We start from the raw sequence: 26849 nt of genomic DNA, 5'->3' as shown, positions 1-26849 counted from the left end.
CACCGCACCATCTCCGCGCTGAATGTTCTCAAAGTTCTGAGCAACCTGACTGGAGGGCTGTATGCGCGCCATCAAATGTCCGCGCCCGGTGATCTATTGCCTGCTTGGCATCGTGTTTTCTGTGTCGGCGATAGGCTGCTCTGAAGCCGATACATTCACCGTCACCAATCAGTCGGAATTTGACGCCGCGATTGCGATAGCGACCGGCGCGGGGCGCTCAGACACCATCGTTGTTGATGCGCAGGTGATCCATGCTGGACCGGCGCTCATGCTGCCTGCTGCAGCCACTTCGATCGCAATCGAATTCAACGGCAGCTCCAGCGGCAGCGGCGACAACCCAACTTTCAATGTCGGGTTTGGCAACACCGGATCTCTCACCATAGCCGACGGGACGACGCTCAGTTTCTATACCGACAACGGTGTCGCGCGCTTCAATGTCGGCCGCAGCGACGGAGTAAACGCGGGCTCTGGCACCGTGACGATGACCGGCGGTCTGATCGAAGCGCGGCCCGCAGTTGGCGGCAGCTATTTTGCCATCGATGTCGGCCGCGGCGCGGACTCCGTGGGTGTCTTCAATCAGAGCGGTGGCTCATTCATCCTGGCGGGCGGCGCCTTCCAGATCGGCGTCGTCGGAGCAACCGGCACCTACACGATGACCAACGACGCGTTTGTCGATATGGGGCACGGCACCATCTACATCGGCAATGGTGGCGGCGGCGATGGTACGCTGCGCATCAGCGACGACGCCAAATTCGTGATGAATGAAACGCCCCACGCATCAGGCCAGATCTACATCGGCGATAACGGCGGGCATGGAACCATTCTGCAGGACGGTGCGGGATCGGTCGTGGTCCTGAATTCGCCTAACGGCGTGAACCTGGGATACGGCACAACCGGAGGCGGCGTCGGCGAATACTATCTGTCCGCCGGGCAGTTGCAGATCGGCGGCGGTACGGGCGGCAATGTCGGATTGAACCTCGGCCGATCCGCCGATACCACCGGCCGGTTCTTACAGTCAGGCGGCGATTTCACGTTGAACCAGGGCCAGATACGTTTCGGCCCCGGAACCGCGCTGCTTGAGATGACCGGCGGAACAATGCGCATCGGCGTTGCAAATCCTTTTGCCGTCAACAACGCCGGCTCATACCAGTTCAATTGGGGTGGCGGCACAATTCAGGCTCTCACCGGCTTCAACGCTGCAGTCAATATCGACCTGCTCGCCAGATCAGCGCCAGTTCTCGACACCAACGGGTTTGATGTCGCCCTCAACGGCGTGCTGTCCGGAGGCGGCGCACTGAATAAAGTCGGCGATGGCACACTGCTTCTCAATGCGGCCAACACCTTTTCGGGCGGCACGCATATCGCTGACGGCATTCTGCGTCTTGGCCCATCAGGTGCGCTCAACTCTGGTTCCGCCGTGAGCATCGATGCCGGTGCACAGTTCGATCTGAACGGAGCCATGCAGACCGTTGGCGTGCTGTCCGGTGCCGGCGACGTTGTGCTTGGCACGGGTTTGCTGAAAACCGATACCGCCATGAATTCTGAATTTTCCGGCCTAATATCGGGCATAGGTGGATTTGAGAAAGCTGGCGCCGGCCGCTTCACAATGTCTGGAACGGGAACATATATCGGCGACACCCTCGTCACAGGCGGCGAATATGTTCTGGATGGCACTCTGGCTTCAGCCATTGAGATATCGTCTGGCGCGCGACTGTCCGGAACAGGATCGGCAGCCGCACTGATTATTGGCAGCGGCGGAACGATCGGGCCAGGGCATTCCGCAGGTACCATGCGCGTGATGAACAATGCGTTGTTCGCCAGCGGATCAGTTTATGAGGTCGACATAGATCCTTCCGGCGCTTCCGACAACATCGACATCGGCGGAACTGCTACGATACAAGGCGGCGCAGCGCGCATTATCGCAGCGCCCGGCTCGTATTCCGCTCTAATGAGTTATACCATTCTCACCGCCGCGGCCGGTCGCACTGGCGAGTTCGACAGCGTTTCAAGTGACTTCCTGTTCCTGACGCCACACCTCGAATATGATGCCAACAACGTCTACGTGCGCTTCGCACGTAGTTCGGTTGCGTTCGAGGATGTCGCCGAAACGTACAATGAACGCTCGGTCGCGCGCACCATCGACCAATTGCCACCCAGCGATCCGTTATCCCAGCTCATGTCCGGGCAATCGGCCGACAGCGCCAGAGACGCCTTCAACGAGTTGTCCGGCGAGGTTTATGCCTCCACACAAAACGTGCTCTTCAATCAGGCGCAATTCACACGCGGCATAATCGGCAGCCGGATGGTGCAATCATCGTACACCTCATTCAACGTCGGCTCAGACAACATTGCTACGGCTGCGCTTGCTGCGGGCGGCCCGACGACAGTGGCGTTGCGAAGCGGAACATTCTCCAGCCCCATGGCTCTCGGTATGGGCGATGGGGCGTCCTCGCAGCGCGCAGCCGTTATGCCTACTTACAGTGACGATCCCGTCTTCTGGGCTCAGGGCTTCGGCTCCTGGGGACGCTTTAATGGCAATGGCAACGCGGCAGCGCTCGACCGCAACATCGGCGGCTTCATGACAGGTGTCGATGCTGGTTTCGAAGGCAACTGGCGGGCTGGCATCGCCGCTGGCTACAGCAGGTCAAACGTGAGCGTTGCAGCGCGCACGTCGTCGTCGGATGTGGACAGTTACACCCTCGCCGCCTATGCGGGCGGAGACGTCGGCTCATTTGCACTCCGTGCAGCCGGCGCATGGACCTGGAATGACATCGACACCAGCCGCATCGTTGCTTTCCCGGGCTTTCTAGGCACCGAAACAGCCGGATACGATGGCGACACCGTGCAGCTGTTCGGAGAGATTGCGCATCCGTTCGTATTCGCCAGTTCTGCAGTCGAACCGTTTGCCGGCCTCGCATGGGTCCACCTCAGCACCGACGGCTTCAGTGAAAGCGGGAACACGGTTGCATCGCTCCGCGGAAGGCGCAGCAACAGCGATGTCGGCTACTCGACGCTAGGGCTGCGCGCCGCGACCACATTCGCCATCGACGGCGTGCTGCTGACGCCGCGGGCATCGGCGGCATGGCAATACGCATTCGGCGACACAAGACCCGATGCGACGCTGGCATTTGCCAGCTCCGGCGCCAGCTTTGGCATTCTCGGCGTGCCGCTGGCCAGATCAAGCGCACTGCTGGAAGCGGGTGTGGATGTGCAGATCGACGAGGACGTTGCTTTGGGCGTGTCCTATGTCGGCCAACTCGCTGGCGATCTCCAGGACAACGGCGTGCAGGGCAAAGTGCTCTGGAGGTTCTAAACCAACACCATTAGGGCGCTTTGTGCAGCGCGTCTGTGCAAAGCGTATACGCGAATGGCCCTAGCCGCCGAGAGACACTTCGCGCCCGGCGCAGCCATCCGACCGCGCGCCCTCCAGTTGAACGCTACCGTCAGCACAATCGCTGCATCCAACAGCCCCCCCAACAAGTCAATTCGTCGCCGCGCGCTATATCGTTTTGCGATTGTTATCCCATCTCTTCCCGCCCTCGCACCATGCATCGTTCCTATAACGACATGAGATATTCGTATTTAGAGACCGCCGGCCGCGATGCTAACGCTTACATAGTGTGAAGTTTCAATGGCGCAGCGCACCGCCTTACGGCGGGTCAATCGCCCAGCGCCCTTGTTTCCATCACATCAACATTCAGGCGGGGCCTTGCATCATCCTCATTCATTTCATCCCGAGCGCAACGTTTGCACGGGATGAGAGCGGCTGGCTGCGGTTAGAGCCCAGGGCGTGAGGGCATTCAGCAGAACCCATGAGCAAGACAATTCACTTCAACGCCTTCGAGATGAACTGCGTCGCCCACCAGTCCCCCGGCATGTGGCGTCACCCGCGTGATCGCTCGTGGCAGTATAAGGATGTCGAATACTGGACCGACCTTGCGAAAATCCTGGAACGCGGGATCTTTGATGCGGTCTTCATTGCCGACGTCATTGGCTATTACGACGTCTATAAGGGCAACAACGATCACGCGTTTCTTGGCGGTGTGCAGATGCCGGTGAACGACCCGCTGCAGTTGGCAAATCCGATTGCTTCCGTCACCGAACATCTTGGCATCGGCATCACGGCCTCAACGTCGTTCGAGCACCCCTACACGTTTGCGCGCCGCCTATCGACTGCCGATCATCACACCAAAGGCCGCGTCGGCTGGAACATCGTTACATCATATCTTGAGAGCGGCGCGAAGAACATCAGCCAGACCGGGTTGAAGCGGCACGACAACCGCTACGAGGTGGCGGATGAATACATCGAAGTTCTTTACAAGCTTTTTGAAGGCAGCTGGGAGGACGGCGCTGTTGTCCGTGATCGGGAAAAAGGCGTGTTCGCCGATCCCACCAAAATTCGCGAGATAGGTCACAGCGGAAAGTACTTCGACGTTCCCGGCTATCACCTGTGCGAGCCGTCGCCTCAGCGCACGCCTGTGCTGTTCCAGGCCGGGGCATCAAGTGCGGGCAAAGATTTCGCCGCGAACCATGCTGAGTGCGTGTTTATTTCCACGCCGACGCAGGAAACGACACGCGCCTACGTTGCCGACATTCGTCGCCGCGCGGCGATTGCCGGACGCGACCCGAAGAAGCTGCTCATCTACGCGCTTGTCACCATCGTTGTCGACGAGACGGATGCAAAAGCTTACGCCAAGCTGAAGGAATATCAGAGCTATGCCTCATACGACGGCGGGCTGGTGCTGACATCCGGCTGGACCGGCATCGACTTCGGTCGTTACGCACCAACGGACAGCGTGCGCAAGGTTGAAACCAACGCCATCATTTCCGCTGTCGAGCATCTCGCTGAAGGCGGAAAGACCTGGACCATTGAGGAACTGGCGAAGTGGGCCAGCATCGGCGGCCTCGGTCCGCTGTTTGTCGGCTCAGCCGCTACCGTTGCCGATCAGTTGCAGCAGTGGATCGAGGCAACGGACCTTGACGGGTTCAATCTGGCTTACGCCGTCGCTCATGAAACCTTTGAAGACGTCGTCGAACATCTCGTTCCCGAACTGCAGCGGCGCGGCGTTTATCCGCGCGAATACCGCAACGGCACGCTGCGAGAAAAGCTGTTCGGCGATGGTGACCTGCTGCCGGCAAGCCATCCAGCCGCCCGTTATCGCGACATAGAGCGAGTTAAGCGCGAACAGAACCGCCTGCAAGCTTCTAACGGATAGCCCCATGACACACCATGCATTGGCTTATCGCGCCGAACCGGCCGCACGGGCGCACATCTCCGGGCGATCGCTGAACCTTATCGAGACGTGGGCAACGGAAAAGCCGCTGGCCTGGGCGCTGCTGCACAAGCGGTCGGTGTGGCACGCCTACACATGGCAGGCCGTTGCTAAGCGCGTTGCCGATCTGCGTGGTGCACTGGCTCGCAGAGGCGTTGCCGATGGTGCGCGCTTTGCTGTCAGCGGTCAGCTCGACGCGCAACTGCTTCTTGTCGCCATTGCGGCGCATGCCAATGGCGCCACAATCATCCCAATCGATCGCTACGCCGATAGAGCTGCTCTCGAGGAACTTCTGCGAAGCCGAAACATCACTCATGCATATGTTCCCGACCGCAAAACACTTGCGACATGGCTAACAGTACGAAACGCGCATCGCGCTCTCATCGCCCTGTTTTCCCCACACGCTGCGGGCGAACGTCACCCAAGCTGGAATGTCTTACATCTTCCGCATGACCTGGTAGCGCCGGCGGGCGCTGTAAAACATCTGCCTCGCACCGAAATAAAGTTGCGCGCGGCTCTGCCCCAAGCCGGCATATGGGTCGATGAGGGGACCGAATGGAACGACGGGCTAGCAGACGTCATCAGCGCCTGGCTCGAAAGCGGCAATGCGCTGGCTGCTCCCGAGACGTCGCTCTCCGCCAGTCGCGATCGATTTGAGCTGCAGCCTGCGCGCATCGTCACGTCGAGCGCACGTCGTCGGCGCGTTCAGGCCGAATTGAACGCCCGGCTATATCCGCCCGGGACATGGCTGCGCACGATAGCCGACATCAGCTTAGCCCGCTCGGCCAATCCACTCACCGGCTGGCTCGGCAAACGCATAGCGCGTTTGAATGGCCTGCCGCCGAATACAATTCAAACAAGTCATACCGCTCTTTCGCCCACACCGAATGCGTTATCGTCGATCGCGAGCGACCCGACATGACTGGCAGTTCTCAAGGTGTCGGCGATCCGGATGCGATTCTCGAGGTGCGAAATATCTCGCTATCCTTTCAGGGCATCAAGGCGATCACCGATCTGTCGTTTAATGTCCAGCGCCGTGAGATATGCGCTCTGATCGGCCCCAACGGCGCAGGAAAAAGCTCACTGCTCAACGTCGTCAACGGCGTTTACACACCCGACTCCGGCGAAATTCTGTACGGCGACGAGACCTTTCGAAAGCTTAAGCCGCTTGACGCTGCCCGACGTGGCATAGGGCGCACATTCCAGAACAACGCCCTATTCAAGAAAATGAGCGTTCGCGACAACATCATGACCGGGCTGTCGCGACACTCCCGCACCAACTTCATCGAGCACGCGCTGCGCCTGCCACGCGCCCGCCGGGAAGAGATCGACTTTACGCAGCGTAGCGAAGACGTGCTGGAATTTCTGGATCTCAGAGCGCACCGACACACGCCCGTAGGAAGCCTTGCTTACGGCGTGCAGAAACGCGTCGAACTGGGCCGTGCACTCGTTTCGGACCCAACTCTTCTTCTCCTTGACGAGCCAATGGCCGGCATGAACGCTCAGGAGAAGGCCGAGATGGCCGCGTTCATCAAAGACATCAATCAGCATCTGGGCATCACCATCGTTCTCATCGAGCACGATGTCAGCGTCATCATGAATCTTTCGGACCACGTTGTGGTGCTCGACTACGGCCGCAAGGTCGGCGACGGAACGCCCGCTGAGGTTCGCGCAAATCCTGAAGTCATCGCCGCCTACCTCGGCGCAACCCATTAAATCGGATCGCCAACGTGACACTGTTTCTCGAAACATTGATAGGCGGCCTTCTTGCCGGCACCATGTATTCACTGGTCGCGATCGGCTTTGTGCTGATTTACAAGGCCAGCGGCGTTTTCAATTTCGCGCAAGGGTCGATCCTGCTCTTTTCCGCGTTGCTGTTTGTGACGCTGCTTGAGGCCGGCATACCCTTCGCGCTTGCGCTGATACCAACCATCGCCGCCATCGCGATCATGGCGGTTCTGATCGAATGGTGGGTATTGCGCCCGCTCACCAACAGAAGCGCCATGACGCTGTTCATGGCCACGCTGGGCCTTTCCTATGTCGTGGAAGGCGTAGCGCAAGGTGCCATGGGTGCCAATGTTCACGCGCTTGATATCGGCATTCCCGATCTGCCTATATTTGTCGGCGATCTTCTGATCAGCCAGTTCGACCTTGTTGCCGCCATCACCGCTATCGTACTGGTTGCGATCCTGGCGCTGATATTCGACCGAACCCGGATCGGAATTTCTTTACGTGCGGTGGCTGACGACACGCGCGCTGCTCTTTCCGTTGGCATCAATCTCAATCGCATCTGGCAGATCGTGTGGACCGTTGCCGGCATCACCGGTCTCGTTGCCGGCCTGCTGTGGGGTGCACGTCAGGGCGTGCAGTTTTCCCTTTCGCTCGTAGTGCTGAAGGCACTGCCGGTGCTGATTATCGGCGGCTTCACGTCGATCTTCGGTGCCATCATTGGCGGCCTTATCGTCGGCGCGTCGGAAAATTTGGCCGAGGCGTACATCGGACCGTATATCGGTGGCGGCATCACGTCGTGGTTCGCATACTTCCTCGCCCTGCTGTTTCTGTTCATTCGCCCCACCGGAATATTCGGTGAGCGCACAATTCAGCGCGTTTAAAGGGGGCGAAAATGACCGACACCACGCTGACGCTTGACCGGAACACGTCTCAACCGATCCTCATTCGCGAACGCAAGAGCGGACAGCACTGGTTGTGGCTGTTACTTGCCGGCGCATATCTCGCTTTACCGGCAATCGGCAACGAATACTGGCTCAACGCCATTGTTGTACCGTTTCTCATTTTGTCGCTAGCCGGCATCGGCCTGAACATTCTGACCGGGTATGCCGGGCAAACGTCGCTGGGCTCCGGCGGGTTCATGGCGGTCGGAGCATTTGCGACGTACGCCTTCCTGCTGCACCTGCAGCTTACGTTTCCCGTCGCGCTGTTTCTTGGCGGCGTCATCGCAGCACTTGTCGGTTTTCTGTTCGGTCTGCCCAGTGCCAAGATCAAAGGCTTCTACCTGATGGTAACAAGCCTCGCCGCGCAGTTCTTCCTGGAGTGGCTGTTTCTCAAGGTGCCATGGTTTTACAATTACAGTTCCTCCGCCACCATCTCAGCGCCACGCCTTGATGCGTTCGGTATCAACCTGAGCAACTCGCTGGGCAAATACTATCTCGTGCTCACGGTGGTTGCAGTGCTGACCTGGGTTGCGGTCAATCTCGTGCGCAGTCAAACCGGACGCAACTGGATGGCCGTGCGCGACATGGATACCGCTGCCGCCGTCGCCGGTATTCGCATCAATCACAGCAAGATTCTCGCATTCGCGATCAGCTCATTCTATCTCGGCGTTGCCGGTGCGCTCTGGACATTCGCATACCTGGGATCTGCGGGCGTACAGAGCTTCGGTCTCAGCCGCTCATTCCAGATCCTGTTCATCATCATCATCGGTGGCCTCGGCAGTATCAGCGGCTGCTTTATCGGCGCAGCTTTCATCAGCCTGCTTCCGCTTGCCCTCGACGTCATCGCGCAGACGCTGTTTGCCGGCCGTGTCGACGCGGGGCTGCTGCAGAACATTCAGAAAGCCATCTTCGGCGCACTCATCATCTGGTTCCTCATCAAGGAGCCGGACGGCATGGCGCGCCTGATCTCAAATTGGCGCAGCCGGCTATCGATCTGGCCACTGCGTTTCTAGTCATCACGGTTCGATTTTGAGGAGCTCAAATGTCACGTAGATCGTTCGCCTCACGCATATTGCATGGCGCAGTTTTCGCCACCCTCAGCCTCGGCATGGTTGCAGGCGCTGCCGTCTCAACTGCCAGCGCCGCTGAACAGTACGTCCCCTTGCCGACCTATCGTGTCGGTCCGTACGCGTCGAGCGGCGCGCTCTGGTGGGCCGGAACCATCGACTACTTCCGCTACATCAACGAAGTTGAAGGCGGCATCGACGGCGTCAAAATCAACTTCGAGGAATTTGAAACAGAATGGAGCCCGGACCGCACAGTTGAAGTCTACGAGCGCGTTAAAAGCGGCAAGAACGGTTCACCGCTCGCCTTCTTCTTCACCCACGGCACACCCGCAACATACGCGCTGATCGAGAAAGCGGTCGCTGACAAAATTCCGCTGATCGATCCCGCCGGCGGACGCACGGAATCGATTGACGGCACCGTGTTTCCATACGCGTTCCCGCTGCTGTTCAGCTACTACAGCCAGGCCTCGACCGGCATCAACTACATCGCGCAGAAGGAAGATGGCCTCGACAAGCTGAAAGGCAAGAAGATCGTCACCGTCTATCACGACTCTGCCTACGGTCGCGCGACGCAGCCCGCCGTCGAACTGCTGGCCGAGAAGTACGGCTTCGAAAATATCCAGATCCCCGTTGCCGATCCGGGCAACGAGCAGTCACCGCAGTGGCGCCGCGTTCGCGAACTGAAACCCGATTGGATATTCCTGCGCACATGGGGCGTATCGACCGTCGTCGCCATCAAGACAGCGCAGCGCTTCGGCTTCCCTGCCGATCGCATCATTGGCGACGTCTGGGCGGGCTCTGAATCCGACGTCATCCCTGCTGGCGATGCCGCAAAGGGCTATCAGGCGCTGGCACCATATCCGGGCGGCACCGGCTTCGAAATCCATGACCGCCTCAAGAAGCACATCATCGATGCCGGCAAGAGCGACCTGCGCGACACGAAATACTTCGGCGCCGTCAATTACAACATCGGTCTGGTGAACGCAGTGCTTGCAGTTGAAGCGCTGCGTGCCGGCTACAAGAAGTTCGGCGCGCGTCCGCTCAATGGCGAAGAAGGCCGCTGGGCGTTTGAGCATCTCGCCGTCGACGATGCACGCCTGAAGGAAATCGGCTTCCACGGCCTGCTGCAGCCGCTGAACATCACACCTTATGACCACGAAGGCGGCGGCGCTGCCCGCATTCAGCAGTGGGACGGCGAGAAGTGGGTGCTGCAGACCGACTGGATCAAGGCAGATCACGATTTGCTGCGTCCCCTGATCGAAGCCAAATCCGCTGCCTACGCCAAAGAGCATGGCATCACGCCGCGCAATCCCAAGACCGAGGAATGAGACACATGCGTTTGAATTCACTCAAGGCGCTGGCGATTGCGTCTGTCCTCGGCATCGGTGCCACCGTTCTGTCCAGCGCCAACGCGCTGGACACTCGGCCCGGCCCCGACTCTGACAAGCAGTTCCTGCCCATCGCAAGCTATCGTATCGGCGCCTATGCACCTGCCGGTGTGCAGATCTGGGCTGGCCGCATCGACTATTATCGCTATCTCAACGAGGTCGAAGGCGGCATCAACGGCGTCAAGATCGTGTGGCAGGAATGCGAGACGGAATGGACCGCCGAAAAAGGCGTCGAGTGCTATGAGCGCAACAAATTCGGCCTCAACGGCGCACCTGTGCCGTCATATTTTCCGAACGGCGCTCCGGCTGCTTACGCGCTTTCCGACCGCGCACTGCAGGACAAGATCCCTCAGGTGACGCTGGCCTATGGACGCACAGAAGCAGCTGACGGAACGGTGTTCCCTTACATCTTTCCGGTTGTACTGACGTTCTACAGTGAAGCATCCGCGCTCATCAATTACATCGCCCAACAGGAAGGCGGCCACGACAATCTTAAGGGCAAGAAGATCGTCACGCTCTATCACGACTCCGCCTACGGCCGCGAAACCATCGCACCGCTGAAGCTGTTGTCCGAGAAGTACGGCTTCGAAGACATCCAGATTCCGTTCGCTGATCCAGGCAGCGAGCAATCGGCGCAGTGGCGCCAGATCCGGCAGATCAAACCGGACTGGGTATTCATCCGCACCTGGGGTGTTTCAACGCCGGTCGCAATCAAGACCGCGCAGCGCTTCGGTATTCCGGCCAACCGCATCATCGGCGATGTGTGGGCCAGCTCGGAAGAAGACGTGCTACCGGCTGGCGATGCCGCGAAAGGTTATCTGGCTCTGACGCCATATCCCGCCGGTGCCGACTTCGAGATCCACAAGCGCCTCAAGCAGTACATCATCGACACCGGCAAGAGCGACCTGCGCGACACCAAAAACTTCGGCAGCGTCTATTACAACTCCGGCCTGGTCGATGCCGTGATCGGGGTTGAGGCCGTGCGCCAGGCGCAGAAGAAGTTCGGCAACCGGCCTATTACCGGCGAAGAAGGCCAGTGGGGGCTTGAGAACCTCGACCTCGACGATGCGCGACTGAAGGAAAACGGCTTTCACGGCCTGCTGCAAAACCTGAAACTTTCCTGCGCCGACCATGAGGGCGGCGGCGCCGTAAAGGTTCAGCAGTGGGACGGTGCGAAATGGAACCTGGTGAGCGATTGGGTCCACGCCGACCGTGAGCTGCTGTGGCCGCTCATCAAGACCAAGTCCGCTGCCTACGCCAAGGAGAAAGGCATCACTCCGCGCGACTGCAGCAAGGAGCAGTGAGCATGACGGCTGTCAGCGAAGTGCACCGCGCGATTGATTTCCTGTCCGCAGGATCGCACGGTCAACAGGCTCAATTGAGTGTCGATGATATCGAGGTCGTCTACGACGATGCGATCCTCGCTGTCAGTGGCATCTCGCTGGAAGTTGCGCCACGCGGTGTCATCGCACTGCTGGGTGCCAACGGCGCTGGCAAGAGCACAACGCTGAAAGCGATCTCCGGACTGTTGCAGGCTGATCGCGCACGGATAACCCGCGGAAGCATTCGCTTCCGCGGTCAATCCACCGCCGATGTTGCGGCGAACCGCCTGGTGCGAAACGGCATCGTGCATGTGCTGGAAGGCCGCCACGTGTTCTCGCATTTGACGGTCGAAGAGAACCTGCACAGCGGCGCATACGTGCGTCGCATCAGCAGCAAAGAACTGCAGGCCGGGCTGGAACGCGTCTACGAATGGTTTCCTCGTCTCCGCCAGAAACGCAAGGTAAAGGCCGGTTACACGTCCGGCGGCGAACAACAGATGCTGGCTATCGGCCGTGCACTGATGACAGCACCGAAACTGGTCCTGCTGGATGAGCCGTCAATGGGCCTTGCTCCGTTGATCGTGCAGGAGATCTTCGAAATTGTAGATCATCTCAATCGATCCGAAGGCGTGAGCTTTCTCATCGCGGAGCAGAACATTCCAGTTGCACTACAACACGCCCATTACGGCTACGTGCTTGAAAGCGGCCGGCTGGCGCTGCATGGCAGCGCGCACGAGTTGCGCAACAACAGCGCGCTACAGGAAGCCTACCTGGGCAAGAAACAATAAAACACCTCGGAGCTGCACAATGACCTCTCCTTCCGAACAGGCTTGGGGCACGCCTCCCAGTGCCCGTTATGATGCTATCGCCGAGAATTTCCGCCGTCTCTTTCGAGACATCGCCCAGGATGCAGCCCGGCGCGACACCGAACGACGTTTGCCGTTTGATGAAATTTCAGCGCTACGCGCGGCCGGCTTTGCTGGCCTGCGCGTGCCGCAGTCCCACGGTGGCAGCGGCGTATCCCTGCCAGAATATTTCAGCCTGCTGGTCGAGCTGGCGGAAGCAGATTCCAATCTGGTGCAGATCGTTCGCGGCCATGCAGGCTTTGTCGAAAACGTTCTCAACTCGCGCGATCAAGCCTTTCGTGACCGTTGGCTCAATCGCATTGGCCGCGAAGGCGCGTTCGTCGGACCGGCATGGACAGAGCCCGGCGATGCGCCGCAGGCATTGTTCGCCACAACGGTGAGCCGTGAACACGATGCCTATCGCCTGAACGGCACCAAATTCTACACAACCGGCGCGCTGTTCTCAGACTGGATCGACGTTGGATCAACCAACGATGACGGCGTGCTTGTTTCCGCTGTCGTGCGCCGCGACGTATCCGGCGTCGAGATCGATGACGACTGGAACGGGTTTGGCCAGAAGCTGACCGCCAGCGGCACAGCGCGGTTTACCAACGCCGTGGTCGAAGCCGGCGACGTAACGCTTGCCGATGATGGCTTCCGCTACGCCACGGGTTTCTTTCAGCTGTTTCATCTGGCCGCGCTGGCCGGCATCGGACGGCGCCTCACCAATGACATTGCCGGCGCAGTGCGGGATCGGCGGCGCAACTTCAGCAACGCCAACGCGGTTCTCGCCCGTAACGATCCGCAAATCTTGCAGGTGGTGGGCAAGCTGCGTAGTTCCGCTTACGTGTCCTCGATTATCGTCGAGAAAGGCGCTGAGGCTTTGCAGCGCGCCTATGATGTGCGCTTCCAGGATCAGCCGGAGCGGGAAGATGCCATCAACGCGATCGCTGAGCTTGAAATCAGTCAGGCTCTCAGCGTCATCAGTACGCTGATCCTCGATGCGACGACCATTGCATTCGATGCCCTCGGCGCTTCGGCGACGTTCAAGGATCTGGCGCTCGACCGCTTCTGGCGCAATGCGCGCACGCTGACGTCGCACAATCCGCGCGTGTTCAAGGAGCGGGTCATCGGCGATTATGCCGTCAACGATACGCTGCCGCCGTATCAATGGCGCATCGGCGTTGCCTAGGCTGCGGACGATTTCCACGCCGACAGTTTATGGCGCATGGTGTCGGCATGCATGGCGGCCGGCACACAGCACCGATTGGCCGCGCGGCCCACAATGACAAAAGCGGCGGAGCAGGTGCCTGCTCCGCCGCTTTCATATTCATCGCAACACTTTGCCGGTGTTATTCGGCGGCAGCCCGTGCAGCTTCGAGAGCCGCATGTGCTTCCTCAGCGCTTTCGAAGATATGCGGACGCAGACCGCGCTTCGACAGAGCCTCCTGCATCTTCAGGCGCATGAACGAGCTGGTCGAATAACGCGCCGTCGACTGATAGTGATGCTTCATCATGTGCTGGATCATATCGGCGTAGGCCTCGTAGAGGTCTTCAGCGATCCGGCAGCCATCGTGATTGACGACCGAGTTGACCCGGCGCCCGGCCTTTTCGCATGCCTCGACCAGCACCTTCTGCAGGTCGGCAACATCGGCCTTCTTGCGCACGCTCCAGCCCTCAAGATTGAGGAACAGGATGTTGCGCTGCGGGTCATACGAAACGCGCTCGCATAGGTTGAGGTTGGTCAGCTCATCCATCAGACCCATCGGGTCTTCGCGGAAGATGCGCTCGTCCATCAGCATCGGACGACGATTGATGATTGGAGCGAAGTCCATATGCGCAAGGATATCACGATCGATATCGACGCCCGGCGCCACTTCGATCAGCTCCAGACCATCCGGCGTAAGCTGGAATACGCAGCGCTCGGTGACGTAAATCACCGGCTGCGATTTCTTGGCTGCGTAGGTGCCGCTGAAGGTGATCTGCTCGACCGCCTTCACGAACTTACGCGCGCGGCCTTCCTGCACGATCTTGAGCTTGCCGTCCTCAACGGCAATCTTCAGACCGCCGGCCGTGAACGTGCCTGCAAACACAACCGCACGCGAGTTCTGCGAGATGTCGATGAAGCCGCCGCAGCCGTTGAGACGGCCGCCGAAGCGCGAGGTGTTGACGTTGCCCTGCTCGTCAACTTCAGCCACACCGAGGCAGGTCAGATCGAGACCGCCGCCGTGATAGAAGTCGAACATGGTGTTCTGGTCGATGACGCTGTCGGCGTTGGCCGACGAGCCGAAGCTCGAACCACCGGCAAGCACGCCGCCGATGGCGCCAGCTTCCGTCGTCATCGTGAGGTAAGGCGTCACCTGCTCTTCAGCCGCGATGGATGCAACGCCATCGGGCGCACCGACACCAAGGTTGATCGCGCCGTTCAGCGGCAGCTCAAACGCGGCGCGACGCGCGATGATCTTGCGCTCGTCCAGCGCCATACGCGGCATGTGATCGACCGGCACGCGGATCGCACCCGACAGCGCCGGATTGTACATCACGCCGTAGTTCATGCGGTGCATCTCAGGCGGATCGGCCACCACGACGCAATCAACGAGAATGCCCGGCACGCGGACGTCCTTTGGCTTCAGCGAGCCAGGGGCAACAACGCGCTCGACCTGCGCAATGACGATGCCGCCGTTGTTATGCGCGGCCATGGCCTGCGCAAGGCAGTCCAGCGTCAGCGCCTCTTTCTCCATGCTGAGGTTGCCGGAGGGATCGGCGCTGGTAGCGCGGATAAGCGCGACGTTGATCGGCGTGGCCTTATAGAACAGCCATTCCTCGCCATCGATCTCCAGGCGCTTGACGATGTCTTCCGTCGTCACCTCGTTGACCTTGCCGCCGCCCAGACGCGGATCGACATAGGTATGCAGGCCGACCTTGGAGAACAGACCAGGCGAGCCAGCCGCGCACGAACGGTAAAGCTTGGAGATGATGCCCTGGGGCAGATTGTAGCCCTGGATCTTGTTCTTTTGTGCAGCTTCCGCAACCTTCGGCATTCTGCCAAAGTTCGCAGCGATGACGCGCGAGAGCAGCCCCTCATGGTGGAGGCGTCCGGTGCCAAGGCCCTTACTGTCGCCAGCGCCGGCGCACATAATGAGCGTGAGGTTCTTGGGTCCTTGCGTATCGACGTACCGCTGCTCCAGCGCAGCGTGCAGCAGCTCGGGAATACAGCTCTGCACGAAGCCGGTGGTGCAAACGACGTCCCCATCGTTGATGAGCGCGATGGCCTGATCGGCCGTGATGACCTTGTTCTTCATGTCAGAGGTGTGTTCCCCGTGCGCGGCCCCTTGAAGGACGTGCTGGCTGCGGGAGCCACTGCACATCCTTTTCAGGATCTGAATTTTTTAGACCTACAAAACTAGACGCAGCTTTCGACGCCTGCAACGGCGATAGATGTCCCATGCGCGACGCAGCTTTCTTGCAACGCAGCAAATGCGCATCAAACCTGCGATGCACACTCAAACGGATTCAATCCGATCAACGATTTGCTGCGTTTAATCATGCCGCGACGCACAAACAATTCCGCACACGTCCGGTGTGGACGACGCATAAGCCGCACCCGTAAAATCAGTTTGGATGCGTTGTTCCGCCTCGGATGACGATGCGGAAAGCTGATCGAAATCACGACGCCAATTCAGCCCCATCCGCATGGATAGTTTTAAAACTGCCCGATTGTCGTTTTCCGCCCCACCCATTTGAGCGCATGCGGCAACGGCGGGCTTCACATTAGGCCCGCAACCGCTTACGCATGCGGCAAACGGGACCGGTATTCTCCGGCGCCCATCACCCGATAAAACGCTAAAGCCGTTCCGCTTTTGGTGTAATCCCAAAAACGGCTGTAGCCATCCGTTCAATCGTGCTCTCGGCAGCACCCAAGGCAGAGGCATCTATGGGCTTCAAATGCGGCATCGTGGGGCTACCGAACGTCGGCAAGTCCACCCTCTTCAACGCCTTGACGCAGACGGCGGCGGCGGAAGCGGCCAACTATCCGTTTTGCACCATCGAGCCGAACGTCGGTGAAGTCGGCGTGCCGGACGAGCGCCTGGACAAGCTGGCGGCGATCGCAGGTTCAAAGCAGATTCTGCCAACGCGCCTCACCTTCGTTGACATCGCCGGTCTGGTACGCGGCGCATCCAAGGGCGAAGGCCTCGGCAATCAGTTCCTTGGCCACATCCGCGAAGTGGATGCCGTGGCCTATGTGCTGCGCTGCTTTGAGGACGACGACATCACCCACGTCGAGAACCGCATCGATCCACTTGCCGATGCCGAGGTGGTTGAAACCGAGCTTATGCTGGCCGACCTCGAGAGCCTTGAGAAGCGCCGCACCAACATTGAGAAGAAAGCCAAGACCGGCAACGACAAGGAAGCCAAGGCCCAGCTGTCCGTCATCGACAAAGCGCTGGAAGTTCTGCGCGAAGGCAAGCCCGCACGCGTGGCTGCAATCACGCCCGAAGAGCAGCCGATCATGGATGGGTTGCAGCTGCTGACCTCCAAGCCGGTGCTGTATGTCTGCAACGTCGATGAAGGCTCTGCCGCCGACGGCAACAGCTTCTCAGAGGTCGTTGCCAAGCGCGCTGCCGAGGAAGGCGCAGGCTGCGTTGTCATCTCCGCCAAGATCGAGGCCGAATTTTCCAGTCTTTCGCCGGAAGATCGGACCGAATTCCTGAAGGAGCTCGGCCTGCCGGAAGCAGGCCTCAACCGCCTCATCCGCGCGGGTTACAGCCTGCTTGATCTCGTCACCTATTTCACCGTTGGTCCCAAGGAAGCACGCGCCTGGACGATCAATCGCGGTACCAAGGCACCGCAGGCGGCTGGCGTAATCCACACCGACTTCGAGAAGGGCTTCATCCGCGCCGAAACCATCGCCTATGACGACTACGTCACTCTGGGCGGTGAAGTGGGTGCGAAGGAAGCCGGCAAGATGAGGCTGGAAGGCAAGGAATACGTCGTCAAGGATGGCGACGTGATGCACTTCCGTTTCGCGAACTGAGTTCAGCACCACACTTCCATTCACATTTCAGACAGACGCGCGCCAATTGTCAGGAAGCGGACTTCCGGCCATTGGCGGCGCGTCTGTGCGCGCCTATATGACCTCCACGCCCGTCGATCGCGCGGGCAATCGCACACATGGAGGATTTCGACATGCAGGCGATGGATATTCATGAGACAGCACGCAGATTACGCGAAGCCAAAGGCGAGAGCGCCCGCGCATTAGCTGCACAGAAAGCGCGAGCTTATGAGGACGAAGGCAATCTCGCCGAAGCCCGCAACTGGCGCCGGATTGAAGCTACTCTCGACCGGTTGCAGGGCCCCCGCATGACCTAACAGGCATGCCGGGCTGCACGCAGCAACTTCTAGCCAGCGATCTCCCGGCTTGCTCTGCAGAAAACACACGGCTTTCAATCATTTTGTCTGTCGGCGTACGATTGAAGGCCGTTCTACTGGAAAACGACATTATTCCGCCCACAAAGGGATCACAATTTTCCCATGGCCGACCAAACCACCAGATCCGCTTTTAATCAGCACCGGCACCCTCGCCCGCGCAATCGGGCATCGAGTGCTCCCGCAAGGGGCGCATTGCTGCTCGCCGCCACGCTGGCCTTGGCGCCACTTGGTACAGCGGCCTTTGCTGACACGCATATTCCAGCAGCCACGACTCAGTCGGACGCCGCCACGAAGGCGACCGGCAAAGCCAGCGCAGCTGTCGCAGCCGCCGATGCTGCCGGCGAGAGTACATCCGTCACCACCGGCAGCATCAATCAAGAGCCAACCTACGCCCAGCGCATGAACGAGTGCGTCCAGATCTGGGATCGCGGCACGCATATGACCAGGAAGCAGTGGCGCCGTTCGTGTCAGGAAACGCTTCGTAGCCTCAAGTGGTGAGCAGCTCCGCCGACTGACTACAGTGCCGCCCCGTCACCAAGGGCATATCAGATCAGGGACGCCTGCTGTGCAGGCGTCCCTTTTTATTGCGCCTCAGGCGTTAGCGCGCGCCGCTGACAATCCCGGCATGCGTTTAACGGCTGCGATCTGTGCGCCAAGCTTGGCAATGCGCTCAATGGCTTCGGGCAGCGTTTCAGCCGCCACCTGCATGTGATGGGCGTTGGCATGCACCAGCGTGATGCTGTCGGCCATGATGCCCACATGGCCCTTCCAGTAAATGAGATCGCCGCGCTGCAGTCCGTTCAGCACATCAGGGACAGCAACCGCCTCGCCAAGCTCAGCCTGCTGCATATCGGTATCGCGCGGCGCAGTAAAACCGCACGCTTCCAGTGCCACCTGCACCAGTCCGGAGCAGTCGATGCCCATGCGCGTGCGCCCGCCCCACAGGTACGGCGTGCCGATGAAACGCTCCGCCACCTCGACAAAATCGGGCTGGAAACGATTGATCTCCGCGACGTGCCGCGTCACGACAAATCCGCCGCCGCTCAACATCATGAAGCGTTCGTCGCCCTCGGCAATGTTCAGCCCCGCATTCATGCTGAGGTGCATGATGGGCGGCGATTTGATGTCGGGCACCGGATAAACGAACGTGCCGAGCGAGCGCACCTTATGCGTCACCGGTTGCACGTCGGGCGACAGCGCTTCCGTCGGCACATAACCGACATAGCGGTCGCGCGCGAGCTGTATCCACGACCAGCCATCGCGGTTTTCGTAAACGGCGACCTTCTCACCGAACAGCGCCTCAGTCTCGAAGCCATTCGAGGGTGAAGGGCTGATACGCAGCGGCACTGACGAACGCACGATTTGCGCGGGCACCGCCTCGGCGTAACTCGGCGCACTGACCCTGCCATAAAGCGTTTCCGCCGCGAGATCAGGGCGAAACGCGTTGCGACGCGGATCGAGCGGCGCCGCAGATCCTCCGGAACCGGCTTTCTTTTGGTCTGCCCTGCCGCTCATGCGATCAGCTCCAGTTCTTTGGCGATAACGGCGCAGACGGCGCGTGCCGTCTGTGGTTCGCCGCCACGCGGACCCAACGCGTTGGCGGCCGGGCGCCACCCGAACAGGTCGAAATGCGCAAAGCGCTGCGCACGCTTGGCAAAACGCTTCAGGAACAGCGCCGCGGTTATGGAACCGGCAAACGGCGATTCCCAGACATTGTTCATGTCGGCAATCGGGCTTTCAAGCTTGCTGTCGTAGCCAGCCCAAAGCGGCAGCCGCCAGACCGGATCACCGATCGCCGCTGAGGTTGCCACCATCTCGGCCGCGAACGCATCGTCGTCGGTGAACATTGCGGGCAGGTCCGGCCCCAGCGCCACGCGGGCGGCGCCGGTCAGGGTTGCAAACACATAGAGGCCTTGCGGCGCGTCTTCGTCGGCCAGCGCGATGGCGTCAGCCAGCACGAGACGGCCTTCAGCATCGGTGTTGCCGATCTCCACCGTGGTGCCGGCGCGCGATGTCAGCACGTCACCGGGGCGGAACGCATCGCCGGAAATGCTGTTTTCAGCCGTCGGAATGAGCACGCGCAGCCGTACGTCCAGCTTCTGCCCCATGATCATGTGGGCCAGCGTCAGCGCGGCAGCCGAACCGCCCATGTCCTTCTTCATCAGCAGCATGGCGCTGGCGGGCTTCACATCGAGGCCGCCGGTGTCGAATGTGATGCCCTTGCCGACCAGCGTGACGGTGCGCGCGCCCTCGCGGCCCCACGTCAAATCGATCAGACGCGGCGCGCGCGGACTTGCGCGACCGACGGCATGGATCATCGGGAAGTTCTTTTCCAGCAGTTCATCGCCGACGATGACCGAAATGTCGGCGCCATGGCGCGCAGCCATCGCGCGGGCTGCGGCTTCAATCTCGGCCGGACCGAGATCCGATGCCGGAGTGTTGATGAGATCGCGACCAAGCCGCACCGCCTCAATTGTGTTGAGCGCCACGTCGCGATCCGCCCCCTTGGGCAATCGCAGACAGGCCGCACGCGAAGCACCCTCGCCGTTGTTCTTGCGCGCCGACGAGCGATAGCGGTTGAACCGGTAAGCACCAAGCCCCCACGCAATGGCAGCGAGTGTCGGATCGCGCGGTGCGGCGGCAAGGTGATAGCTGCCAGCGGGCAGCGACTGCGCCAGCTTGCCGAACAGCAGTTCCGATGAACCGCTCGGCTCGCCCGCAGCATCATCGCCCATGCCGAACAGCACCGCCGCGATGCGGCCCTCGGCGTCCGGCAGCAGAGCATGCTGCTTCGCGCTGCCCTTGAAACTCATCGCCTCTGCCCATGCGCGTTGCGCGGGCAGGAGCGGAAGCGCATCCAGGCTGGCATCCTTCGCCACCGCCCAGATCGGAATGTCGGTTCCGTCCTGCCCGCCCTCGACCAGAATCTCGTCGATGGCGGACGTGTCGAATTTTATGCTTTCGTCGCTCATGTATATTCGCTCGCTGCTGGCAAGCGGCGTGCCGATCGGGCATGAATAGCGCCGCTCCGGCAGGCTTGCGCGGGGAACAAGACAGGATCACGCAGGGCAAGGCAAGACCATGGCCACAAATCGATATCAGCTGGTGATAGGCAACAAAACATGGTCGAGCTGGAGCTTGCGCCCGTGGCTCGCGATGCAGGCATCCGGTCTGCCGTTCGATGAGATCAGTATTCCATTGCGGCAGCCGGAAACCAAGGCCGCCATCCTGCGCTACAGCCCTTCCGGCTTCGTTCCGCTGCTGATTGATGGGGATACTCTGGTCTGGGACAGCCTGGCCATCCTGGAATATCTCGCCGACGCCCACCCGGAAGCAGGGCTATGGCCCTCCGACCGCAAGGACCGGGCGCTGGCCCGCTGCGCCGCGGCCGAAATGCACTCAGGCTTCAAGGAACTGCGTAGCGTCTGCCCCATGGATGTGCTGGCATCAGCGCCACTCGATCCGGTGCCGGAGGCAGTGGAGAACGACGTCCGCCGCATCGTTGCGCTCTGGCGCCAGTGCCGGGCCACGGATGCCGCAAAGGCCGGGCCATTCCTGTTCGGCTCTTTTACCGCCGCCGACGCGATGTTTGCACCGGTCGCATCGCGTTTTCGCACCTATTTGCCCGACCTAAAGCGGTTCGGCGACGATGGCACAGCGGCGGCCTACGTCGATGCGATCTTCGCCATGCCCGCAACGCAGCGCTGGCTCGATGGCGCCAGAGCCGAAGTTGCAGCAGCTAGCTAATCAGTCCGGCATATCGGCTGAGGACCTCCACGCACTGCCTGCGGCCCCACCACTGCATCGGCTTTAACCCCCGGTTAGCGAGGCTTAATCGTTTATTGAGGAGTGTCTCACAACCTGACGCTCAAGAGGCGGTGATTCGCATGGGGCCCGCTCCCCGGCGCCGCTCGACAGTTCAGGGAGACGACAATGGCGTTCGCTTCGCACAGGCATACGTTGGCAGCGCGCAGGCTCCGGCAGGGTGGCACGATGGCTGCCCTCACCGCCTCCCTCATGCTTGGCGCCTGTGGCCAGACGCTGCAAAACTCCGGCGGCCTGCTCTCAACGGCCAGCACTGACGCGCAGCAGTCCCAGCAGCAGCAGCAACGACCGCAGCGGCCGCAGCAGCAAGCGCAGCAAGGCGGCCCCGCCCAGGGCGGCATCGACGGCGAGCTGCTGAAGGCGACGAACTACTGGGCCAAGGCCTATGCCGAGAACCCGCGCGATCTGAAATCGGCGCTCAGCTACGCGCGCAACCTGAAGGCCATGAACGAAAAGCGCCGCGCCATGGCTGTGCTCCAGCAGGTGTCGCTCTACCACGGACAAGATCGCGATCTGGCCAGTGAATACGGCCGCCTTGCGCTTGAGCTGGACCAGGTAAAAGTGGCCAAGCAGGTTCTGGCCATTGCCGACGACCCATCCAATCCGGACTGGCGTGTGATTTCCGCGCGCGGTGCGGCGCTCGCCAAGGAAGGCGACTACACCGGCGCCATCCCCTATTTCGAGCGCGCCCTGACGTTTGCTCCCGACCAACCTTCGGTCATGAGCAACCTGGCCCTCGCCCATGCCATGAACGGCGATTCCGACCGCGCCGAAGGCATGCTGCGTCAGGCGGCAGCGAGCGATGCAGGCTCACCGAAGATCCGGCAGAACCTTGCGCTCGTGCTTGGCCTGCAGGGCAAGTACGAGGAAGCCCAGGTTGTCGCTGCGCGCGACATGCCAGTGAACAAGGCAGCCGAAAACGCCGAATACCTGCGTCAGGTGGTGATGCTCGAACCCAAGCCCATGCCTGCGGCTCCAGGAGCCGCTCCTGCTAACTCACCCTGGAGCACAGGCACGCAGTTTGCCGCTGCCGCCCCGTCGGCTTCTGCTGCACCGGCAGCACGCGTTACGCAGGTCACACACGCCGCCAATCAACCGTCGCAGGATCTGCACGCCAAGGCTGACACCGGCTGGGTCGTCGATAGCCCAACGCCGCGAGCAGCCAGCGCGCCGTCAGCGCAACTCCGCGAGCAGTCGGTTATGTCAGTCTCTGAGATGGCCTCACAGTTTCGCGTCGAAAATGACAGCGACGGTTGGGCTACCATCGAGCACTGAGTGCACGACGCCGAAATTCGGCGCATGCCGCACAATGACCTGAGCGTCCTGCGACAGCAATCCAGGTCCATTCTGTCACCAGAGTGGACCCGCTCTATTTTGCGACGTCATTGCTGGGGCGGATGGAGCGCTAAGGGACCCGCATACGGCACGGCATAAGCTCGCCCGCCAGTGCGCCAATATCTGCGCGTACTCCGCCCCCGATCTTTATCTACAGGCGGTCGCGATCACGACCACTGATAATAGCCGATGGCCGCCGGAAACAGAATGATCACGAACAGCACCGGCATGAAGAAGATAATCATCGGCACGGTTAGCTTAGGCGGCAGCGCGGCAGCTTTCTTTTCCGCATCGGCCTGCCGGATGTCGCGGTTTTCCTTGGCCATCACGCGCAGCGCCTGCCCCACGGGCGTACCGTAACGTTCCGCCTGGATCAGCGCAGTTGTTACTGCCTTCACGCCCGGAAGTCCTGTTCGCTTGCCGAGATTATCAAATGCCATCCGGCGATCCTGCAAATAGGAAAGCTCCGCCGTCGTCAGGCTCAGTTCCTCTGCAAGCTCCAACGATTGAGACGCAACTTCCTTGGAGACTTTTCCAAACGCGGCTTCCACGGACATGCCCGACTGCACACAGATCAACAGCATGTCGAGCGCATCGGGAAAAGCAACCTTGATGGATTGCATCCGCTTCTGAATAAGGTTTTCAATAAAGACGTTCGGCGCATAGGAGCCCAGAATTCCGGCACCCAGCGCAATCGCAAACTTGATGATCGGCGGATAGCTGAAATCGTTGAGCACGAACAGATAGACCAACGCCACAACGAACACGATCACAGGCGCCACAACACGGAAGAACATAAACGCCACCAACGGCCCCTGACCACGCAGGCCTGCACGCTTGAGGCGCTCACGCAGATCTTCCGTGTCAAAGAGCTTGCGCAGGTTCAGCTTGTTGACGATTTCGTTCATGAACCCGGCGGGCGACCGGCGCAAACGTCCATGCCGCTCGCGCGCCGCGATCTCCGCGAGACGCTCCGCACGCATCTTGTCGCGCTCGATAGCCATCGTACGCATGCGATGGTTCATGCGATCCTGCGCCAGCAGCGGCATGGCGATCGTCAGCACCGTCGCGAAGGCGCAGATCGCCGCCAACATGGTGATGAGAAACGTCGGATCGGTGAACGTGTCGATAAAGTCCATGGCCGAGGCCTCTTATAGTGCTCTTGGCGGCTACAGCGCCGAATGCAACCGCTAGAACTTGAAGTTGATCATCTTGCGCATCATCAAAACGCCCATCAGCATCCAGATGCCACATGCCAGCAACGCAAAATTGCCGGTTCGTGTTGTGAACAGAACAGAAATGTAATCCGTCGAGAGAAGGTACAGCATGAAGGTGACGATGGGCGGCAAAGATGCCAGCACCGCCGCGGAAGCTTTTGCTTCGGCACTCAGCGCCTTCACTTTCAGCTGCAAACGAAAACGATCGCGCAACACTTGCGATAGATTGCCCAGCGCTTCCGACAGATTGCCGCCTGCCTGCTGCTGGATAGCAACAACAATCGTGAGAAACTTGACCTCAGGCAGCGGCATGCGTTGCGCCAGACGTTCCAGCGCTTCGCCAAGCGATACGCCCACGCGCTGCTGCTCGATCACCTCGCGAAACTCGCTCGCAAGCGGCTCTTCGCTTTCGCGCGCGACAATGTTCAGACATTCGTTAAGCGGCAAGCCCGCTTTCATGCCGCGCACGACGATGTCGATGGCGTTCGGCAGTTCGCTGGTAAACTTATACTGGCGGCGCGCCGTTGCCTTGTTCAAGAACCATCGCGGCACACCGACAAATCCGATGATGCCCACAACCGCGACCAGAACGGAGCGCGTGATGCTCGGGCTAAGCAGCAATGTCGTGAGCGCTGCCAGACCCACGCCGGTGGCCGCGCTCGCAAACCAGAACGTACGCGTCGTCGCATTGAAGCCTGCGCGCTGAAGCCTGAGACGCAGCGAAATACGCTCGGCTTTCTTCTGCCTCTCCTCCATTTCCTTCAAGGTGTCGGCAACCGATTTGCGTCGCGTAGCAGCCGACTGCTCAAGCGTGCTTAACGCCTCGCGTCGGCCATCGACGATGCCACGTCGGCGTGTATCCTGCTTGCGATCTCCGAAAAGGTAGGGATACAGAATTGCATAAGCTGCAGCTGCTACCGCAACTGCTACCAGCGCCGCCGCAGCCGTTGATGCCATTCCAGCGTCAGACATTCTTGTCTCCCAGCGGATTGCCGTGCTCGTCGAGCACTTCCGCCGCCGCTAGTGCCGCCGCCAGACGACCTTCCTCGCCATAATATTGCGCGCGTTCCCAGAAGCGCGGGCGCGCGATGCCGGTAGACCTGTGCTGACCGATGATCTTGCCGTGCGCATCCTCCCCCGTGATGTCATAGACGAGCAGATTTTGCAGCGTAACGACGTCACCTTCCATGCCGAGTACTTCAGTGATGTGCGTAACTTTACGCGTGCCATCGCGCAGTCGTGACGTCTGTACGATCACGTCAATCGACCCCGTGATCATCTCGCGGATTGTGTGTACGGGAAGCTGGAAGCCGCCCATCATGATCATCGATTCCAGACGGCTCAAAGCTTCGCGCGGCGAGTTGGCGTGCAGCGTTCCCATCGAGCCGTCATGGCCGGTGTTCATCGCCTGCAGCAGATCGAACGCTTCAGGGCCGCGAACCTCGCCCACGATGATGCGCTCTGGGCGCATACGCAGACAGTTGCGCACGAGATCGCGCATCTTGATCTCGCCCTCACCTTCGAGGTTGGGCGGGCGGGTTTCAAGACGCACGACGTGCGGCTGCTGGAGCTGAAGCTCAGCGGAGTCCTCGCAGGTGATGATGCGTTCATCGTGGTCGATGGAGCCGGTCAGGCAGTTCAAAAGCGTCGTTTTACCTGAACCCGTACCACCCGAGATCAGCACGTTGCAGCGGACGCGCCCAATGATCTCCAGCAGCGTTTTACCCTCGGGCGTTATGGTGCCGAGCTTTGCTAGCTGATCGAGCTTAAGACGGTCGCGCTTGAACTTACGAATTGTCAGCGCCGGACCATCGATCGCAAGCGGCGGCGCGATGACGTTGACACGCGACCCATCAGGAAGTCGCGCGTCGCATATCGGACTTGACTCATCCACCCGTCGCCCGACCTGACTCACGATCCGCTGACAGATGTTCATCAGCTGCATGTTGTCGGCAAAACGTACACCTGTACGCTTCATTTTGCCGTCGACCTCGATGTATGTCGTGTTGGCGCCATTGACCATGATATCGGCGATATCATCGCGCGCCAGCAACGGCTCAAGGGGACCATAGCCGAGCACGTCGTTGCAGATGTCTTCGAGCAGTTCCTCCTGCTCGGCAATCGACATCACGACATTCTTGATCTGAATGATCTCGCTGACGATGTCGCGGATCTCTTCGCGCGCCGATGCGGCATCAAGCTTGGCGAGCTGCGTCAGATCGATGGTGTCGATTAGCGCGTTAAAGACCGTCGTCTTGACGTCGTAATACTCTTCCGAGTGCCGACGTTGTTGTTGCTGCTGTTGTTTTGTTTCAGCCTGTCGCGCTGCAGCTGATGCGCCCGCAGCCGGTACAGGAGACTTGGACGTCGGCAAGGCTTCCGTTGCAGCCGCCGTCTCGGCGACCGGAGCCACCGGAACAGTCTTCGCCGGGCGGTGCGTGGTTGCATCGCCTGTACGCTTGCCGAACATCTACA

At 60.3% G+C, this 26849-nt stretch carries 21 protein-coding genes; 15 read left to right on the top strand and 6 right to left on the bottom strand.

Annotated elements, in window-relative coordinates:
- The first annotated feature begins 61 nt into the window (after positions 1-61).
- The 10 genes from C6Y62_RS13645 to C6Y62_RS13600 all read left to right on the top strand — a co-directional run bounded on the left by C6Y62_RS13645 (position 62) and on the right by C6Y62_RS13600 (position 13759).
- Entirely contained in the window at positions 62-3313 is a 3252-nt protein-coding gene (locus tag C6Y62_RS13645; protein ID WP_173954400.1) for an autotransporter family protein, read from the top strand.
- A 499-nt stretch (positions 3314-3812) separates the two neighbouring features.
- Entirely contained in the window at positions 3813-5216 is a 1404-nt protein-coding gene (locus C6Y62_RS13640) for an LLM class flavin-dependent oxidoreductase (RefSeq protein ID WP_173954399.1), read from the top strand.
- A 4-nt stretch (positions 5217-5220) separates the two neighbouring features.
- Positions 5221-6195, top strand: coding sequence for a hypothetical protein (locus C6Y62_RS13635; protein ID WP_173954398.1), 975 nt, complete (start codon positions 5221-5223; stop codon positions 6193-6195).
- Positions 6192-6989 (top strand): ABC transporter ATP-binding protein, encoded by a 798-nt coding sequence (locus C6Y62_RS13630; RefSeq protein ID WP_173954397.1) that lies wholly within the window; start codon positions 6192-6194, stop codon positions 6987-6989. The genes C6Y62_RS13635 and C6Y62_RS13630 overlap by 4 nt, the downstream gene beginning before the upstream one ends.
- A 14-nt stretch (positions 6990-7003) precedes the next feature.
- Positions 7004-7885, top strand: a complete 882-nt coding sequence (locus C6Y62_RS13625) for an ABC transporter permease subunit (RefSeq protein ID WP_173954396.1) — start codon at positions 7004-7006, stop codon at positions 7883-7885.
- An 11-nt stretch (positions 7886-7896) separates the two neighbouring features.
- Complete coding sequence (locus C6Y62_RS13620) at positions 7897-8958, top strand: branched-chain amino acid ABC transporter permease (RefSeq protein ID WP_173954395.1); 1062 nt, start codon at positions 7897-7899, stop codon at positions 8956-8958.
- 95 nt (positions 8959-9053) lie between these two features.
- The gene (locus C6Y62_RS13615) at positions 9054-10340 is read left to right on the top strand and encodes an ABC transporter substrate-binding protein (protein WP_198491374.1); all 1287 of its coding nucleotides are present in this window, start codon (positions 9054-9056) and stop codon (positions 10338-10340) included.
- Positions 10337-11704 (top strand): ABC transporter substrate-binding protein, encoded by a 1368-nt coding sequence (locus tag C6Y62_RS13610; RefSeq protein ID WP_173954393.1) that lies wholly within the window; start codon positions 10337-10339, stop codon positions 11702-11704. Before C6Y62_RS13615 ends, C6Y62_RS13610 begins: the two co-directional genes overlap by 4 nt.
- Positions 11705-11706: 2 nt before the next feature.
- Positions 11707-12510 carry an ABC transporter ATP-binding protein gene (locus C6Y62_RS13605; protein ID WP_173954392.1) on the top strand — a complete coding sequence of 268 codons (804 nt, stop codon included), beginning with the start codon at positions 11707-11709 and terminating at the stop codon, positions 12508-12510.
- A 19-nt stretch (positions 12511-12529) separates the two neighbouring features.
- Positions 12530-13759 carry an acyl-CoA dehydrogenase family protein gene (locus C6Y62_RS13600; protein WP_173954391.1) on the top strand — a complete coding sequence of 410 codons (1230 nt, stop codon included), beginning with the start codon at positions 12530-12532 and terminating at the stop codon, positions 13757-13759.
- 160 nt (positions 13760-13919) lie between these two features.
- Here the strand turns inward: C6Y62_RS13600 and C6Y62_RS13595 are convergent, their stop codons facing one another.
- Complete coding sequence (locus tag C6Y62_RS13595; protein ID WP_173954390.1) at positions 13920-15869, bottom strand: acyl CoA:acetate/3-ketoacid CoA transferase; 1950 nt, start codon at positions 15867-15869, stop codon at positions 13920-13922.
- 632 nt (positions 15870-16501) lie between these two features.
- On the opposite strand from C6Y62_RS13595, the gene ychF reads away from it, so the two are divergent.
- From ychF to C6Y62_RS13580, 3 genes are all read left to right on the top strand, one after another.
- The gene (ychF, locus tag C6Y62_RS13590; RefSeq protein WP_173954389.1) at positions 16502-17602 is read left to right on the top strand and encodes a redox-regulated ATPase YchF; all 1101 of its coding nucleotides are present in this window, start codon (positions 16502-16504) and stop codon (positions 17600-17602) included.
- A gap of 137 nt (positions 17603-17739) precedes the next feature.
- A complete protein-coding gene (locus tag C6Y62_RS13585) occupies positions 17740-17937 on the top strand; it encodes a hypothetical protein (RefSeq protein WP_246274729.1) in 198 nt (65 codons plus the stop codon).
- Between the two features lie 252 nt (positions 17938-18189).
- Entirely contained in the window at positions 18190-18495 is a 306-nt protein-coding gene (locus tag C6Y62_RS13580; RefSeq protein WP_173954388.1) for a hypothetical protein, read from the top strand.
- A gap of 93 nt (positions 18496-18588) precedes the next feature.
- On the opposite strand, the gene C6Y62_RS13575 is transcribed toward C6Y62_RS13580, so the two are convergent.
- Both C6Y62_RS13575 and C6Y62_RS13570 read right to left on the bottom strand, forming a co-directional pair.
- Positions 18589-19512: a C40 family peptidase gene (locus C6Y62_RS13575; RefSeq protein WP_173954387.1), complete on the bottom strand. Its 924-nt coding sequence runs from the start codon at positions 19510-19512 to the stop codon at positions 18589-18591.
- Positions 19509-20969 carry a leucyl aminopeptidase family protein gene (locus C6Y62_RS13570; RefSeq protein ID WP_173954386.1) on the bottom strand — a complete coding sequence of 487 codons (1461 nt, stop codon included), beginning with the start codon at positions 20967-20969 and terminating at the stop codon, positions 19509-19511. The genes C6Y62_RS13575 and C6Y62_RS13570 overlap by 4 nt, the downstream gene beginning before the upstream one ends.
- 109 nt (positions 20970-21078) lie before the next feature.
- Here C6Y62_RS13570 and C6Y62_RS13565 point away from each other — a divergent pair, with 109 nt between their 5' ends.
- Together C6Y62_RS13565 and C6Y62_RS13560 are read left to right on the top strand one after the other, a co-directional pair.
- Complete coding sequence (locus C6Y62_RS13565) at positions 21079-21744, top strand: glutathione S-transferase family protein (protein WP_173954385.1); 666 nt, start codon at positions 21079-21081, stop codon at positions 21742-21744.
- 246 nt (positions 21745-21990) lie between these two features.
- Positions 21991-23097: a tetratricopeptide repeat protein gene (locus tag C6Y62_RS13560; protein WP_173954384.1), complete on the top strand. Its 1107-nt coding sequence runs from the start codon at positions 21991-21993 to the stop codon at positions 23095-23097.
- Positions 23098-23324: 227 nt separating this feature from the next.
- On the opposite strand, the gene C6Y62_RS13555 is transcribed toward C6Y62_RS13560, so the two are convergent.
- The 3 genes from C6Y62_RS13555 to C6Y62_RS13545 are packed head-to-tail and all read right to left on the bottom strand — an operon-like array spanning position 23325 to position 26844.
- Positions 23325-24296: a type II secretion system F family protein gene (locus C6Y62_RS13555; RefSeq protein ID WP_173954383.1), complete on the bottom strand. Its 972-nt coding sequence runs from the start codon at positions 24294-24296 to the stop codon at positions 23325-23327.
- A gap of 51 nt (positions 24297-24347) precedes the next feature.
- A complete protein-coding gene (locus C6Y62_RS13550) occupies positions 24348-25346 on the bottom strand; it encodes a type II secretion system F family protein (protein ID WP_173954382.1) in 999 nt (332 codons plus the stop codon).
- Positions 25339-26844: a TadA family conjugal transfer-associated ATPase gene (locus C6Y62_RS13545; RefSeq protein ID WP_173954381.1), complete on the bottom strand. Its 1506-nt coding sequence runs from the start codon at positions 26842-26844 to the stop codon at positions 25339-25341. Before C6Y62_RS13545 ends, C6Y62_RS13550 begins: the two co-directional genes overlap by 8 nt.
- Positions 26845-26849 lie beyond the last annotated feature (5 nt).

This window comes from Hyphomicrobium sulfonivorans (genome assembly GCF_013306565.1).
GTDB classification, from domain to species: Bacteria; Pseudomonadota; Alphaproteobacteria; order Rhizobiales; family Hyphomicrobiaceae; genus Hyphomicrobium_A; species Hyphomicrobium_A sulfonivorans.
Note: the sequence above shows the minus strand (reverse complement) of the source record. Positions and strands in the feature narration are given on the sequence as shown.